General features: G+C 58.6%; 18 protein-coding genes. 2 read left to right on the forward strand and 16 right to left on the reverse strand.

Annotated elements, in window-relative coordinates:
* Positions 1-2: 2 nt before the first annotated feature.
* From HX803_RS02180 to HX803_RS02255, 16 genes are all read right to left on the reverse strand, one after another.
* Entirely contained in the window at positions 3-998 is a 996-nt protein-coding gene (locus HX803_RS02180) for a major capsid protein (RefSeq protein ID WP_178918733.1), read from the reverse strand.
* A gap of 61 nt (positions 999-1059) precedes the next feature.
* Positions 1060-1398, reverse strand: coding sequence for a head decoration protein (locus HX803_RS02185; protein WP_178918734.1), 339 nt, complete (start codon positions 1396-1398; stop codon positions 1060-1062).
* A complete protein-coding gene (locus tag HX803_RS02190) occupies positions 1395-2537 on the reverse strand; it encodes a head maturation protease, ClpP-related (RefSeq protein ID WP_178918735.1) in 1143 nt (380 codons plus the stop codon). Before HX803_RS02190 ends, HX803_RS02185 begins: the two co-directional genes overlap by 4 nt.
* Positions 2534-4015, reverse strand: coding sequence for a phage portal protein (locus HX803_RS02195; RefSeq protein WP_178918736.1), 1482 nt, complete (start codon positions 4013-4015; stop codon positions 2534-2536). The genes HX803_RS02190 and HX803_RS02195 overlap by 4 nt, the downstream gene beginning before the upstream one ends.
* Entirely contained in the window at positions 4015-4221 is a 207-nt protein-coding gene (locus HX803_RS02200; RefSeq protein WP_178918737.1) for a phage head-tail joining protein, read from the reverse strand. The genes HX803_RS02195 and HX803_RS02200 overlap by 1 nt, the downstream gene beginning before the upstream one ends.
* 1 nt (position 4222) lies before the next feature.
* A complete protein-coding gene (locus tag HX803_RS02205) occupies positions 4223-6241 on the reverse strand; it encodes a phage terminase large subunit family protein (RefSeq protein ID WP_178918738.1) in 2019 nt (672 codons plus the stop codon).
* Positions 6242-6245: 4 nt separating this feature from the next.
* Positions 6246-6830: a terminase small subunit gene (locus tag HX803_RS02210; protein WP_178918739.1), complete on the reverse strand. Its 585-nt coding sequence runs from the start codon at positions 6828-6830 to the stop codon at positions 6246-6248.
* Between the two features lie 387 nt (positions 6831-7217).
* Positions 7218-7550 carry a phage holin, lambda family gene (locus HX803_RS02215; RefSeq protein ID WP_178918740.1) on the reverse strand — a complete coding sequence of 111 codons (333 nt, stop codon included), beginning with the start codon at positions 7548-7550 and terminating at the stop codon, positions 7218-7220.
* 219 nt (positions 7551-7769) lie between these two features.
* A complete protein-coding gene (locus HX803_RS02220; RefSeq protein WP_178918741.1) occupies positions 7770-8504 on the reverse strand; it encodes a hypothetical protein in 735 nt (244 codons plus the stop codon).
* Between the two features lie 53 nt (positions 8505-8557).
* A complete protein-coding gene (locus tag HX803_RS02225) occupies positions 8558-8911 on the reverse strand; it encodes an antiterminator Q family protein (protein ID WP_178918742.1) in 354 nt (117 codons plus the stop codon).
* Positions 8912-8914: 3 nt separating this feature from the next.
* Positions 8915-9235, reverse strand: a complete 321-nt coding sequence (locus HX803_RS02230; protein WP_178918743.1) for a hypothetical protein — start codon at positions 9233-9235, stop codon at positions 8915-8917.
* Between the two features lie 5 nt (positions 9236-9240).
* Positions 9241-10536 (reverse strand): site-specific integrase, encoded by a 1296-nt coding sequence (locus tag HX803_RS02235; protein ID WP_178918744.1) that lies wholly within the window; start codon positions 10534-10536, stop codon positions 9241-9243.
* The gene (locus tag HX803_RS02240; RefSeq protein WP_178918745.1) at positions 10533-10829 is read right to left on the reverse strand and encodes a DUF1364 domain-containing protein; all 297 of its coding nucleotides are present in this window, start codon (positions 10827-10829) and stop codon (positions 10533-10535) included. The genes HX803_RS02235 and HX803_RS02240 overlap by 4 nt, the downstream gene beginning before the upstream one ends.
* Positions 10826-11488, reverse strand: coding sequence for a replication protein P (locus tag HX803_RS02245; RefSeq protein ID WP_178918746.1), 663 nt, complete (start codon positions 11486-11488; stop codon positions 10826-10828). Before HX803_RS02245 ends, HX803_RS02240 begins: the two co-directional genes overlap by 4 nt.
* A 20-nt stretch (positions 11489-11508) precedes the next feature.
* Positions 11509-12264: a helix-turn-helix domain-containing protein gene (locus HX803_RS02250; RefSeq protein ID WP_176996160.1), complete on the reverse strand. Its 756-nt coding sequence runs from the start codon at positions 12262-12264 to the stop codon at positions 11509-11511.
* 351 nt (positions 12265-12615) lie between these two features.
* Positions 12616-12828, reverse strand: a complete 213-nt coding sequence (locus tag HX803_RS02255) for a Cro/CI family transcriptional regulator (protein ID WP_178918747.1) — start codon at positions 12826-12828, stop codon at positions 12616-12618.
* Between the two features lie 88 nt (positions 12829-12916).
* Here HX803_RS02255 and HX803_RS02260 point away from each other — a divergent pair, with 88 nt between their 5' ends.
* Together HX803_RS02260 and HX803_RS02265 are read left to right on the forward strand one after the other, a co-directional pair.
* Entirely contained in the window at positions 12917-13576 is a 660-nt protein-coding gene (locus HX803_RS02260) for a LexA family transcriptional regulator (RefSeq protein WP_178918829.1), read from the forward strand.
* On the forward strand, positions 13576-13815 hold the full coding sequence (locus tag HX803_RS02265; protein ID WP_178918748.1) for a hypothetical protein: 240 nt from the start codon (positions 13576-13578) through the stop codon (positions 13813-13815). The genes HX803_RS02260 and HX803_RS02265 overlap by 1 nt, the downstream gene beginning before the upstream one ends.
* Positions 13816-13855: the final 40 nt, after the last annotated feature.

Here is a 13855-nt window from a genome sequence, read left to right on the forward strand (position 1 = left end):
GGTCACATTTCCAGCAGGATCTGCGCCAGGGGCCGCGAGCACATGTGCAGCGGGTTAGACTGTGCTTCGCCCGCCACGCCCTTGTTGAAGGGCAGCGGCTCGATCTTGCTGTAGTACGGAATGCCTTGGGTGTTGGCCGTTTCCATGTAGTCCGCCGGTGCGAACGACGAGATGTACAGATCAGGCACGCCTTCGGGGATCAGCAGCGCCTTGTCGTCGTGAACGAACGAAATGCCTGCGATCTTGCCGCGATAGCGCTCCCAGACAATCCCGCCGAACTCGAAGCTTTCACGGGCATCACCACGCAGGGAGGCAGCTTGCATGGTGTTGAGGTAGGTCTCTTTGACCGACTTGTGGACGATCAGCTTGTTCCAGAAGTTTTTGCCACAGAAGGCGCGAGAGCCGGTGCTGGTGATGCTGCCCAAGGCATCTTCTTGCATGTCGAGCGCTTCGCCAGCGCGCACACGCAGCTCAGTGTCCGGATTGCCCAGGCCCATCGGCAGTTTCTTGCGCTGGACGCCGAAGGTTTTATAGATGTCCAGCAGCACGGTCTTACCGTCAGCATCCAGCACCTGGCCGTTCAAGGCCCCCATGCGCTGGAATTCGTGAGTGGCATCCAACTGACGACGGGCTTTCGCCAGGCGTTTGTTGACCACATCCTGCACCGCCTGCAACTCACTGCGGGTGCCGAAGGCACGAATGCCCTGGATCTCATCGGCCTTGATGGTGAAGCGTTCCGGCAGATGCACGGTGTTGAATGGGATCAACTGACGCTTGGTACCGCCGACCACCAGGCCCGAAGTGCCACGTTCACCGGCCGGCACGAGGGCCAGGGTGTCGCCGTCCTTCTCGATCTGCACGGTCAGGGTGCTGATGCCCTCTTCATGGAACAGGCCAAGGCTGCTGATGCGGCCCGGCAGGTATTCCTGATCATTGATTGCAGCGGTCAGCGAGGAAACACTGAAAGCATCGTCTTCAAAAATGGCGATCTCGGCCATGGGTACTCTCCAGAAACGAAAAATCCCGCACTCGGCGGGATGAATTAAAGGGGGGGTCGCCTTAACGGACGATGATGTGATTAACGCCCAATGCCTTTTCGGCAGCGAGGTCGAGCCCGGTCAAATGCGCCTCGCTGACCTCGGCCAGCCGCACGATGGCGCGGCCACGACGAACAACGTCCGATTCGCCCAGCGGGCCGTAGAGGATCGCAATAGCGTTCTCGGAGCCGTCCTCGGCGGTCGGCTGATACGGCGCGAACTCACTGGTTGCGGTGACCAGACCGAGAATCTGACCCGGCTCCAGGGCGGCACCGGCAGCGACGTTGATCGCTTCGCGGGAGATATTGCCGGCACCTTCGGACAGCAAAAACTCGCCCGCGTGCATCGATTCAATTTTCATGCTTTTGCTCCTTTCGAGTTGCCGTTCTGCGCCGCCTGACGGGAAGCCCAGATCGATTGAGGGTCGGCCTGCTTGGCCTGGACCTTGGGGGCCGGGTCGTTGTCCAGCGGCAGGCTGTTGTTGATTTCAAAGGTGCCGCCGCTGCTCACCAGCTTGTCGAACAGCCGCGCGCGGACTGCCGCTTCGTCCAGGCCGGCGGTGATGAATTCGCCGGCCAGCTCGGGCAGCCGTGCGGCAACGCACAAACCGTGCAGGGCTTTGGCCTTGGTCAGCGCCGCCTGGATAACCGCTTCACTCTCCAGCTTCGTGGACGCGAGAATCGGGTCCACCAGGTTGCTGATGCCCGCTGCTGCACAACTTTGCGTGACCATCAGCGCCAGTTTTGCCGCATCCACTACGGGAGCCGGCGCCGGTGGATCGTTCGGCTCTGGCAGTTCCACCTCTGGCTCTTCATCCAGCTGGGCGAGCAGTTCCGGCGGAGCATGCTGAAAGCGTTGCAACACGCTGCCCTGGCCGAGACAGGCGCTGACCTTGAGGCCGTCGCCCACTTCATCGGCCAGGCCCAATGCCACCGCTTCGTTGGCCGTGAGCCAGGTTTCAGCGTTGACCATACGCCGCAGCTCGGCCTCGTCGATGTCCGGCGCCTTGGCTTTGTAAGCCGCGATGATCGCTTCCAGGGTCTGATCCAACACATCGGCAACGCGGCGAAAGTCTTCGGCATCGCCACCGGTGAAGGTGTAAGGGTTGTGAATCATCAACATCGCGTTGGCAGCGATCACCACCCGGTGAGCGCCGCAGACCGCCACGCTGGCCGCGCTGGCTGCCAAGGCATCAATCCGACCGGTGCAACGCTCGCCCAGGCGCGATAGCGCGTTGTGGATCGCAAGGCCGTCGAACAGATCACCGCCGATGCTGTTGAACGCAACGATCACCGGTGATACGCCGTCATCAATGGCGTGCAGCGCTTGTACGAACTGATTGGCGGTGATGCCCCAGGCGCCGATTTCGCCGTAAACAAAGATCTCGATGCTGCGTTGCTCGGCCTCGCCACTGGCCTGGACGGTGTACCAGCTCTTGTCTGCGACCGTTACCTGCTTGCCCGCCTTGTCATAAACACGAGGTTTCGCTTTTTTGCTCATGATTGTTCCTTGTCATCGATCGTCTCGATGGCTTCAAGAGTGCTGTAGTTGAGGCCGAGGCCCGTGGCTCTGGCGAGGTCGGCGGCGTTCTCCGTGTCGACCGTTTCCGCGTCGTACCCGGTACGCAGCACCATCTCGCTGCGAGAGGCGAAGCCTGCTCGTACCTCCATCTGGCGTGCCTGCACGTCTTGCACCGGCTGGATGTACGCCCAACCCTGCGGCACCCAACGTGTGCGCAGGTATTCACGCCGCCGCTGTGCGTAGTCCGGAAGCTTAAGGGCGCCGGACAGCACTGCCATGTCCATCCAGGCCGCCCGCACCGGGCGACACAGTTGATGCACGTACACGCCAAATTGCAGCTGCTCCAGCCGGCGCCGGAACTCGTTGAGCACCACCCGCAACGCCCGGTCGTTGACCTCGCGCATGTCGCCGGTGAGGATCTCGTAAGGCGTGCCCGACCCCGCCGCCGCTGCCATCAGCTGCTGTCGCATGAAGTCCGGGTAGTTGTTGCCAGCGTCCGGTGGCTTGGAGAATTCCACCTCTTCACCGGGTGCCAGCTCCTGCATGGTGCCGGGCTCCAGGGCAACCATTGGCGTGAAACCGTCGCGGTCGGTGACCAAGGGTTCCCCGGTCATCGGGTTGCGCGTCATTGGCCCGCCCTCTGGAGGAGGTCGCTTGATGAAGCCCGCGAACAGGTTCGCCACTTCCTGCCGGAACAGCACCGCGTCGTCGTAATTGTCCAGGCTGCGCAGGCGCTTCAGAACCGGAGCCAGGCGCGGCACGCCGCGCAGTTGCCCAGGCTCCATGGGTTCGAAGATGTGCAACACCTGTGCTGCCGGAACGCGCACCAACTGGTTGTAACCCCCATTCAACGACGACGAGTCGCGTGGATGCGACAGGTACATCCAGTACGCCACACGCTTGCCGGCCGGGTTGAACTCGATCCCGGCGCGGATAATGTTGCCGTTTTTGGCCGGCTCGAATTTGTCGTGAGGGACGAACTCAGGGGCCAGCGCCTGCAACTGCAGCGGCACCGCTAAGCCTTCGCTGGGGCTGCGTGGTCGGAGCCGCACGAAGCACTCGCCGGCCGTTTCAACGGTGCGTGCTACCAGGGCCTGCATACCGTAGAAGTCGGTGAGCTCGTCAGCATCCGCCTCATCCACCCAGTCATCCCACAGCTGCTGTTTGATTTTGCGCAGTGCCACGTCATCCGTGGTCGGCCTGGGCGTGATGCCGGTGCCGATCAGGTTGCTGACACGCTTGTCGATGACGTTGAACGCGTACGGGTCATTGCGCACTGCCGCCCGCGAACGAGCGCGCAGGTTGCGCAAGGCCGGGGTATTGATGCTGTTGATGCCGCTGTCGCTGGCTTCCCAACTGGCCGAACGCCGCCCCTCCCCGGCGCCTTCATAACTGGCCTTGATGTTCGACGGCAGCAAGAATCCGTTACGGGTCAACGTCGGATAGTGTCGAGCCATTAGAGTCCTTTGCCTCCGTGGGTGAGCCGCACCACGCGAGGGCGCGGCCCGGCAGCGTTGGTCAGCGACATGCGGATCTCGTCGCGGGCCTTGAGCAGTTCGTCGATGGAGCGGTACTCCACCGTGCGATCGCTGTAGCGCACGGTCTTTTCACCGCGCGCAATCGCGCGCTCGATAACTTCGAGGTGCTTTGGGGTAAACGACATATCAGCGTCTCTTCAGATAACCGCTGGTGGAAATGCGGCGTTGTGGGGGGGCAGCGGGTCGAGCATGGGCGACGGGAGCAACGTGTTGTTCGTTTTGCCGCAACGTAGGTGTAGCCGATGACGGCGTGCTTGTTGAGCGGCTCAAGCGCTCACCCTGAATTGGCTTGCTCTGAACTGCCTCGATACCTGCGTTGAACACCGCCTGACTTACCCTCTCCCAATCGTGTTCCTGATAGCGATTGATGCCCAAGTAATGCGCCATGGCCAGGCAGTACACCATCAGGTCGAGCGCTTCGTTACGCTCAGCTTTGCCTTTGACCCACTCGATTTTTTTATAGCCTTTGACATAGCGAGTCACCTTGCGCTCAGCAACGCACTGGTCGAAAAAATCATCCGGCAAATCATTGGCAAAATGCAGTGCGCCTGGGCCTTCCTCAATCAGGTAACGGTTATAGATCCAGTCCTTGGACGTGTCAGTGCCGACAATCCAAAGCTCCGCACCGTGCCGCTCGGTCAGGCCCTTCCACGTCACATCAACCTTGGATGGCCGCTGCGCAATCACCGGCCTGCCCCGCTTGCTTGCTCCCTTGATCGCGAAAATGTTTCGCCACCGACGCAGTCGACAGAATTGGTAAACCTCGTCATGGTGGTTACCACCAGAATCGACCGCTGTTGCAAGTATTCCCAGATCGGCACCACACGGGTGCCGATAACGAGCCTTGAGCAACTCATCCAGCGCTAACCAGGTTCGCTCATCCGAAGGGTTGCCCGCGATCACCTGGTAGTCGATCACCCACCGCTCCATACCAGCACCCCAGCCCATCACCATGAGTTCAAGGCGGTCATGCTGGGTGTCGACCGAACAGGTCAACATCAGAACCCCGTCAGGCATCGAACCAAGGCTGTAGGCTTCCAATCGAGCGCGATTGCGCAGGACGTCGGCGCTGGTTTGCTCTTGCGCGTTGTCCCAGACCTTGGCCAAGCGGGTGTTGTAGAACACCTGCATAGGTTCCATATCGCCTTTGGCCTGGGCCTTTTTCGCTTTTTCGAACTGCTTGGCCAGCGAAGCCCAGCTCGTCCAGCCTGGCGGCGAGTAAAGGGCGTTGAGATTGAACCCTACAGTTTCGCCGTCGCCCGCTGAACTGGCCCGCCACTCGCCTTTGCTCAACATTTCACCCTTGTGATGCTCCTCAATGAGCACATCACATTCAGGGCCGGCGCACTGGTAGTGCACCACGCTGTAGTCCTCGGAGTAATGCAGGCGCTCCCATTCCAAAACCTGCAGGTGACCGCAGTTCGGACACGGCACGTAGTAATACCGCTGATCGCTGGTCTCAAAAAGATCGGAAATGCGCGACGCGCCCTTGATCGTCGGCGAGCTGGAAAAGTAGAACTTGGCATTGCGTCCGAAGGTACTGCCGCGGGTTTCTGCGAGCTCAACCGGGTCGCCCTCATCACCAAGGTCAGTCTCCCAGCGATCAATCTCATCGCCGTAGATGTAGCGAGCGGACAACTCCGACAGGTTCGCAGCCGAACCCGCAGTTGTCACATACAGCGTGCCGCCTTCGAACTCTTTCGTGTCAAGGGTGTTGCGTGCATCGCGTGACCGATTGGCCGCCACGCGCTCGCGCAAGACGGGAGTGGCCTTAATGGTTTTGCCGATGCGCGAGGACACCCGCTTGGCCAACCCGAGGCTGGGCAGCAGGGCCAGGATATTTGACGGAGCCATGTGGATCAGGCCGCCTATCCAGTTCAGGCCGATCTGCGTTTTCATCAACTGGGAAGCGACCATGGTCACCACCCGCTTGCAAGGGTGGGCAGGCGACAGACAGCGCATCGGTTCACGGGCATAGGGCGTTCGCGAGGTGCGGTACTGACCAGGCTCGGCCGCACCGGTATCACGCGGAATACGCATGAACTCATCAGCCCACTCATCCACCCACACGTCCGGGTCCGGGCGCAAGCCACGGAAATACGCCTCGCGATACAGTTCTGTACCGTCAGGGTGTTCCGCTAGCATAAGGTCAACTCGGAGTCAGGGCGTGTTCTCGGTCCGCTGAAGAAATTCGTTCGGCGTCTTCTAGTGAGCGGCGGATGGCCGCCGTCAAGTGTCTTTCAATTTTCCATGGGTCGGTCATAACGGCCAACTCCGGCGCTAGTTGCGCGACGATACCAAGCAGCTGATCGCGTACCAGACGTCCAGCGCCATATGCGCCGTCCTCCACAGCCTTACGCAAAACAAGCGAGCCCTGCTGCTGGTGAAAGTTAGCCTGTTCTTGCAAAGCCAAATAATGCTCACGCATTGCGCGAGACTTTTGAAAGTCAGGTTCATCACCGACTTGCGGCATTGCGCAGCCATCGAGGCTCGGCAATGTAACGACTGCTGTACTGCCCGTAGGTGCGTCCTTGGGAGAGCGCTCGCGCTTGTGACGCGCAACAACACCTGCCTTGCTTGGATCGCTGGTACTAGACAGCAGCTTCTCGCTCGCGCCAACGTCCACCAGTCCGGATTCGTTCAAGACCAGCCGCCCGGCCTGAATCAGTTTTCCGACATACTGCCTGGACCATCCCTTCATCTCGCCATACTGCTTGCGAGTCATAAAAGTCATGTGGCCTCCCTTTTGAAACCAGGTCGACCTCGTCAACCAATCCTGTCAACTAACTCTGTCAACTAACCCGGCAAGGTTGACAGCGATTTTCGGTGGTTTCCCGTCGGCTTTTCGACGCTCGCTGTCAAATCCTTTTGCGCAAGAAACGGGCGCTAACACCAGTGTTTACTGGGGATAAGCGTGAAAAGTACCGGCCTCCGGATTACTGATAGCGTTCCCGATGTGGAGAATTTTTTACACGCAAATCCTGTCAACCTGTCAACCGCTGTCAACTAACTTTCAAACCCTGTGGCTAACGTTTTCCCGCGGGTTCTATGCCCCGTGTCACTCGAAAATCCCCAGGGTCCCCGGCCGCCCGCAGCGCGCCATTTTGGTGCGTGACTCGCATCATTCGACGTTCCGGCCGGGGAGCTTGAAGTCAGTCACACGATCAGCGATAGCGCGGATCTTCTCCACGCCTAGGAAGCCGACCCAACCACCAACGAAGGTTGCCATGCTCTGAGGCAGTCCGAAGAACTCAAGGCCACTGATGATAGTCAGCGTTAGACCACCACACAGCACGCCTTCCACCAGCATCTGGCGGCGCGAGCCACCACCGTAGGTAATGCGCAGCACGGCCATGGCGAAGGACAGTCCGGCCGGGTAAAGGATCGGCGCATGCTGGCTCAGCCACGCAAGCATCAATGCCCAGGTGTCTGGCTTATCTGGCATGTTCGGCATCTCGGGTTCCTCCCTTTCGGGAAGTTAATAGATTCGGCCTCAGCATCACTCCCAGCTTGGCGCGACGGGTGTGGTGGAGCCGAAAACGAAAAAGCCCCGGCGAATGCCGAGGCTCAATGATCTTCAGAAAATAAAAAGCCTGACTCAATGGTCATGCTTTGCACGCGGAAAAACCGCAAAGTAACCATAAATCTATATGCAGGGACCGGGGTTGTCAACTCACTCCCTTGGTCTATCTGCCGGCGATGTCGATTTCCACATTGAGGCAGCCCTAAGCGGCCCCACTCGAAGCTGCGTTAATGATCCCTCCAACGACTTTAGCTCTGCCACACGAAACTTTGGCCCTACCTCCGATCCGCGCCTCTCACCAATCAAAACTTGGTCACCATAAAAACCTAAAACTACATTATCGCCGGTCACCCAATAGTATTCATCCGACGCCGCGTTTTTATTTCCTGCAGCCGAAAAACACATTGCAAAAACAATAAATCCGCACAGGCAATATGTATAACGACTAGTCTGGTATAAATGCTGCGCAGACTTATCAAAATCATCAGAGACCACTACTTCAAATTTCTTAACACCCAGAGCAGCTAACCCACCTACAGCGGCAGCGATACCAAACACCCAACGCCAAGTAGGCGTCATCGACAGATTGAAAAAAATTAGTGCCGCATAGGTAAAGGCCGCAGCCACCAAAATTATCTTTCCTCTTGGCGTAGCAAAATGAACGCCTGAAACAATAGATATCATTACAAACGTGAGCACTATTGCCGGATAAACAGTCGTTACGACCGGTATAATCCCGAAAGAAGACATCTGTAAAAATTCAACAGGTGCTCCAAAAAAGTTGAGCCGCCCCATTTCGTAGAACGCAAACAATATATAGGCAAGGGGTCCAAGCGTTGCAGTAGCTGACAACAGGTAAGTCGCGATTGTTCTTGCGTCCGGCATTTCTTTTCCCTAGAAATATTTGGGTATCCGTGCAGACGCTACATAAACATCACTTAGGCAGCGTGCCTCTTAGATTCTAGCGCGCCATCGATCCAAGCAACACCTGCCTTCCAGAGCTGCCGAGTCTTCTCTTCGCCAAACTTCATTTTCTTGCCGACTTCCATGAGAGAGCTATCGCGACTTGTGTAGTACTTCATCAGGACCTGGCCGCATTCGGGATACCGCTTCAGCAGACGGCCCATCAGCCTATCGATCAGCAACGCGTCGTCATCAGTGATCATCGGCGACAGGATAGTGTTCTCGCGTGAAGCACAGCAGGAAACACCTGACCCCAGGACTACCCAGCGGCCCCAATGCTCAAGCAAATCCTCGGCGGTACGTTCTTTAAAGCTCGGAGTGAAGGCCATGGTTCAATCCCCTGTGAAGTTGGTGGCACCTGGGCCACGGCGGTTGTTCTCGTCATATTGGGTTGCCGGCCCGCCCAACAGCGCCGACCGTTTCAATTGTTCGATCTGATGGTCAGCCGCTTGGAGCCGAATGCTCAGCTGCGTCACCAGCACCTCTAGCGGCAACGGATCACCGGTTTCGACGGCTACCCAGCCCGATGCATTGCACTGCACGCAGGCCAACTCATGAAAGACACCACTGATCACTGCGCGTCCATGGCATGCAAGGCACTTGGCAAGGTCGATCTGTGCGGCGCGGAATGCTGGGCCACTACTCTTTTTCATCATTTTCAAACCTCGCCCTTAACAAATTGTGGTTCTGGCTCGCAGGCCCCGCCGTTCAAGGCGTCTACGAGGTTTTGCGAATCTTCATATCTAACGCCTGTCTGCTCATGGATCGCCTTGAAGCCACGCGCATCTAACCAGTTGTGCCACTTCACCAAGGCCAAGCGGCGCTGCTCTTTGGCCTGGGTGTTGATGTAGGTAGAAGCGATCTTGCCCAGCGAGTGGTTCAGCAGCATCTCGCCGATGTGGCCGTCGACGCCGAGGTCAGTCCAGGCAGTGCGGGCGACCTTGCGCAGATCGTGACTGGTCCAGGCGCCCTGCCCCAACCGAGTGAACACGGCACTGGCCTGGTTATCACTCAGCGGCTTGCCACGGCGCGACGGGAACAGGAAAGCCCCCTCATATCCCTGCGCGGCCTGGCGGTCACGGTAACGACGCAGCAGCCCGCACACCTGATCGGTCAGCGGCACGCGCAGCTCAGTCTTCGTCTTGGTGTGCTCGGCCGGCAGGAACCACTCGCGCTCCGGCAGTGCAATGTCAGCCCAACGCGCCTGTCGGGTTTCACCGATCCGGGTGCCGTGGCACAGCATCATTAAGGCCAGCATGGCGTCACTTGGCGCACTGTCGAACCGCTCAGCCAGCAGCGTCACCAACTCGGGCACCTGCACATCGCGCAGCCGGGCAGGCTTGGGCTGAATGCGCGCCGTGGTGAACTGACTGAATTTGAGTTCTGCCACCGGATTGACAGGGATCAGGTCCAGCTTGCGCGCCTGCCGGAAGGCCATGGCGACGAGGCGAAACAGCTGCTGAACGTAGGACAGCGACAGCTCTTCCTGCGCCGGCCACATCAGTTGCCTGTCCAGGGTTTGGGCGTTGAGGTCGCTCAGCAGCAAATCATTCAAGCGCGGCTTGAGCTGGCAGCTGATTGCAGACTTGATAGCCGCGCGGCGCTTGTCGGAGAGCGCCCGCGACTTGGCCATGCGCTCGCCGAACCAGTCGAGCAGCTCACCCACGGACACCCAGCCCGATACGCTGGCCGCGCCGTCAGCCGCCACCCGCAACCGCACCGCGGGGAGCGCAGCGACCACCTGTTTGCTGCTGAGGTCGGGAAAATGGCCGATCAGGTGCCATTGGCGCTTGTGGAGCAAATACCAGGAGCCGCGCGCGCGGTTCTTCAAGTACCGAAAGTGAAGCGCTGGATGACTCGCATCTCGCAGGTCGCGCACATGCTCAAGCTTGGCGTTTCGCGCGATCTCCGCATCCGACAGTTTCACCGTCAGGGTTTGGATTTTGGTGCTCAAGTGATCACCTTCCTTTCTTTGATCAAAATGGCCTGAGTTCGCATGACGCCCTCGGCAAGAAATAGACGGATCTCGTAATTGGTCAGCTGGCCAGGTGCACGCAGGCGTCCGTCTGCGATGTCGTGGCAATACGCGCAGGCCCAGGCGCCCTGAAAGTCATTTGGCTTCAGGCCCATGCCGCAGGTGCCGGCCAGACGGTAGTGCGCGAGGACGATGGTGGACGAGTCGCAACTACACCCCGGAAACCGAACCTGGCAGTCTCGATCGCGAGCGGCGTTGGTGAGTTTGCTCACTGGGTCCCCCCCGCACGGCGGGCACGCAGCTCGGCCAACGCCCTGTTGCCGACATCCGGGGTCACTTTCGGGGCAGACTTGGGCAACTCGGCTACCGGTACGGCATTGAGCTTCTCGCCCTGCCAGATGCGGCGGCACTGGTTCAGGTACTGTTTTTCAAAGCTGGCCAGACCAAGCTCGCGCGGCAGAAGCGGCAGGCTGTGGAAGCCCACGGCGGCAGTCGCGTGATACACGGCCGGGTGATACCACTTCGAGCAACTACGCATAGCGGGATGGCAGTTGCGCAGGGCCTGAGCGTATGCAGATTCAACGCTTGGAAGACCCAAGCCTTCCGGCGCGAAGCACCAACTGACGAAAACACCTGGGGCCGGAACAAAGGCCGATTTGTTCGCGCTGACAACGCGCATACCGTGATCGATTTGTTCCATTTTGGTGATGCCGGATCGCATGAACTCGCCTAGCCATTCAAGCTTTGAGGCGTTCATCACGGCCTCTGTCGGCCAGGATTGACGCCATGCACCACAAGCGCCGCGCAACCGAAGGAACAGGTCGTCAATCACTGCCCGGGTGGCATGATCAACGGCAACTACGGCAGGTGACTGAACTGGCCCCCGGTACGTTGGATCGCATTGGCGGCGGGCAACCAACTGACTTGCCATTACGGGCTTGCTCGATCGGTTCACAGGCGCACCCCCTTCGATGCCCAGTCGCCAGAAGGCGCGTCATCTTCAGTGGAGGTTGACCCCAGGGCGCGCTCACGCTTGATCCAGCCGGCTAGCTTGAAGCACCAGCCGGCAGCGCTATCGACGACCGAGGTTTTGGCGACGAAGAAGCCTTTGAAGCGAGCGATCATGTCTTCAGTTGCGCAATCTTCCGGAAGACCTGCGATCTTCAATTGCGCTTCGAGGGCGTTGGCGGACGGTACGAACTCAGCGAACATTGCGAACCGCTGCCGGTCGTCTTGTGGTTCCAATGCCTGGCGATCCTGCCCCGCGACAACTTCCGAAATCTCGCGCTGCTGCTGCTTTTCGGTTAATTGATGGTTAATTGATGTATTGGGTGCAGTGGCTGCACCCCGCTCTGTCGTAGGCTGCACCCCGTTCTGACCAAGGCTGCACCCCGATGCGTCTTCACGGGGTGCAGCTACTGCACCCCGCTTGATCATCAGGTCATACACCACCGGGCGGCGGTCATGACGATCAATGTAAACCGCGGCCAGAGCTTGATTGCCACGAACGATGAGCCCGACCTCCTCCAACAGATCAAGCTTGATTCGTATCGTGCGCTCGGAAAGTCCTGTGTCATCGGTAAGCGTTTTGGCTGACGGAAAAGCCCCAGCACCGTTTGAGCCTGCGTAGTTGGCCAGGCACAGCAGCACATGCCGAGCGCTGGAGTCTTTGAGGGTTTGCACGGGCAAAGAAAGCGCCCATGACATAGCTTGAACGCTCACAGCGAGTTCCCTTGAATACTTTGTATGAATTCGGCAGTAAAACTGATGTGTCGCGACACGTTTTGAACTCCAGCCAAAAGTGTCTCGGTATGGGATGTATTGCCAGAGATAGGTATCGTGCTCATAATGGCTCCACAGTGTTTTACAAGTTGTTGAAAAAGCCGGGTTGCAGCCCGGCTTTTTTGTTTCTGTAATTCAGCGCCGTCGTCCCCTCCCTCTTCGCCGTTTCGCCCTCTCAAAATCCACTGGATAAAACTCCAGCGACTTCAGGTTCCTTACTTCGCGGACAGGCCGGGCCGATACTGGTTACATGGATCGGTGAGGACGGGTGTGATGTCAGGCGACCGACTGGATATCTCTTTGGCGGATACACAGCTCGCGAGCGGTAATCTTTCCGCCGGTCAACTCTTCAGCCTTAAATGCTTTTTCGGCACCCATCGGATGAATCCCGGAAACCCAGTACGAAACCGCGGCCTGGGAGACCTCGAGCGCCAAAGCTGTTTTGGTTTGCCCGCCGAAGAATTCGACGAGTCTTTCGATAGGGGTCATAAGAGCGCCCTCCTGATAAGCTTGCTTATATCCTAAATAGAAGGATACTTATTTGCAAGGCGATAAGGGAACTTATAAATTTCAGCTCATGAGCACACTCGCCGAACGAATCAAAATCGCACGCAACCACGCAAAGCTGACGCAGAGGGCTCTTGCCTTAAAGGTGGGTGTTGAGCAGCCGGTAATCTCCCAGCTGGAGACCGGAAAAAACCTTCAAAGCGCACACCTCCCGAAGATCGCGCACGTGTGCGGTGTAAACGCCATTTGGCTCTCGGAAAACACCGGTCCTATGACAGGTGTGAGCACCTCGGAATCGAACATCTCAGTTGTCGCCCAGCCCACCAAATCATTCCGCTACCCGGTAGTGAGCTGGGTTGCCGCCGGCGCCTGGGCGGAAGCAGTGGAGCCCTACCCAGCCGGAATCTCGGACACCTACGAGTTTTCGGAGTACGACTCCAAAGGCCCTGCGTTCTGGCTGACGGTCAAAGGTGACTCGATGACAGCGCCCACCGGCCAGAGCATCACTGAAGGCACGCTGATCCTGGTAGACACTGAAGCGGAGGTGGCACCAGGTAAGCTGGTCGTGGCCAAGCTGCCGGACAGCAACGAGGCAACATTCAAGAAGCTGGTCAACGACGGCGGCCGGCTGTTCCTGAAACCGCTGAACCCGAGCTATCCCATCGAGGCTGTGGATGAGAATTGCAGGATCGTGGGCGTTGTTGTGCAGGCGCTGCAGAAGTTCTACTGATGCCCTCCGCCCTTGGAAAATCATCAACCTCATGGCGAGAGCAGAGCTTCTGGACCAAGGCGTGGACCTATACTCTGCTGCCGCTCATCGTGGTTTTCACAAGCCACGCTGGCACTTGGCCGGATGGCAGTTCATCCAACCGCAAGCGGGTCTTCAGCCCAGGCTTCATTTTGCTCTGCGTCTTCGTGGCCGTTATTGAGCTGATGGCGCTAAGCCATTACCATGATGCGTATGGATAACCGTGCAGATGGAAATTAACCATAATTGCACAGATGAGGG

This window comes from Pseudomonas sp. P7548, assembly GCF_013386585.1.
Lineage (GTDB): Bacteria > Pseudomonadota > Gammaproteobacteria > Pseudomonadales > Pseudomonadaceae > Aquipseudomonas.

Bases quoted from the DNA above. Each gene is read 5' to 3' on its own strand.
- HX803_RS02215 (WP_178918740.1), bottom strand. From the start codon at position 7,550: ATGCCGAACATGCCAGATAAGCCAGACACCTGGGCATTGATGCTTGCG.
- HX803_RS02255 (WP_178918747.1), bottom strand. From the start codon at position 12,828: ATGACCCCTATCGAAAGACTCGTCGAATTCTTCGGCGGGCAAACCAAA.
- HX803_RS02180 (WP_178918733.1), bottom strand. From the start codon at position 998: ATGGCCGAGATCGCCATTTTTGAAGACGATGCTTTCAGTGTTTCCTCG.
- HX803_RS02200 (WP_178918737.1), bottom strand. From the start codon at position 4,221: ATGTCGTTTACCCCAAAGCACCTCGAAGTTATCGAGCGCGCGATTGCG.
- HX803_RS02260 (WP_178918829.1), top strand. From the start codon at position 12,917: ATGAGCACACTCGCCGAACGAATCAAAATCGCACGCAACCACGCAAAG.
- HX803_RS02230 (WP_178918743.1), bottom strand. From the start codon at position 9,235: ATGAAAAAGAGTAGTGGCCCAGCATTCCGCGCCGCACAGATCGACCTT.
- HX803_RS02185 (WP_178918734.1), bottom strand. From the start codon at position 1,398: ATGAAAATTGAATCGATGCACGCGGGCGAGTTTTTGCTGTCCGAAGGT.
- HX803_RS02190 (WP_178918735.1), bottom strand. From the start codon at position 2,537: ATGAGCAAAAAAGCGAAACCTCGTGTTTATGACAAGGCGGGCAAGCAG.
- HX803_RS02250 (WP_176996160.1), bottom strand. From the start codon at position 12,264: ATGTCATGGGCGCTTTCTTTGCCCGTGCAAACCCTCAAAGACTCCAGC.
- HX803_RS02205 (WP_178918738.1), bottom strand. From the start codon at position 6,241: ATGCTAGCGGAACACCCTGACGGTACAGAACTGTATCGCGAGGCGTAT.
- HX803_RS02265 (WP_178918748.1), top strand. From the start codon at position 13,576: ATGCCCTCCGCCCTTGGAAAATCATCAACCTCATGGCGAGAGCAGAGC.
- HX803_RS02195 (WP_178918736.1), bottom strand. From the start codon at position 4,015: ATGGCTCGACACTATCCGACGTTGACCCGTAACGGATTCTTGCTGCCG.
- HX803_RS02225 (WP_178918742.1), bottom strand. From the start codon at position 8,911: ATGGCCTTCACTCCGAGCTTTAAAGAACGTACCGCCGAGGATTTGCTT.
- HX803_RS02245 (WP_178918746.1), bottom strand. From the start codon at position 11,488: ATGGCAAGTCAGTTGGTTGCCCGCCGCCAATGCGATCCAACGTACCGG.
- HX803_RS02210 (WP_178918739.1), bottom strand. From the start codon at position 6,830: ATGACTTTTATGACTCGCAAGCAGTATGGCGAGATGAAGGGATGGTCC.
- HX803_RS02220 (WP_178918741.1), bottom strand. From the start codon at position 8,504: ATGCCGGACGCAAGAACAATCGCGACTTACCTGTTGTCAGCTACTGCA.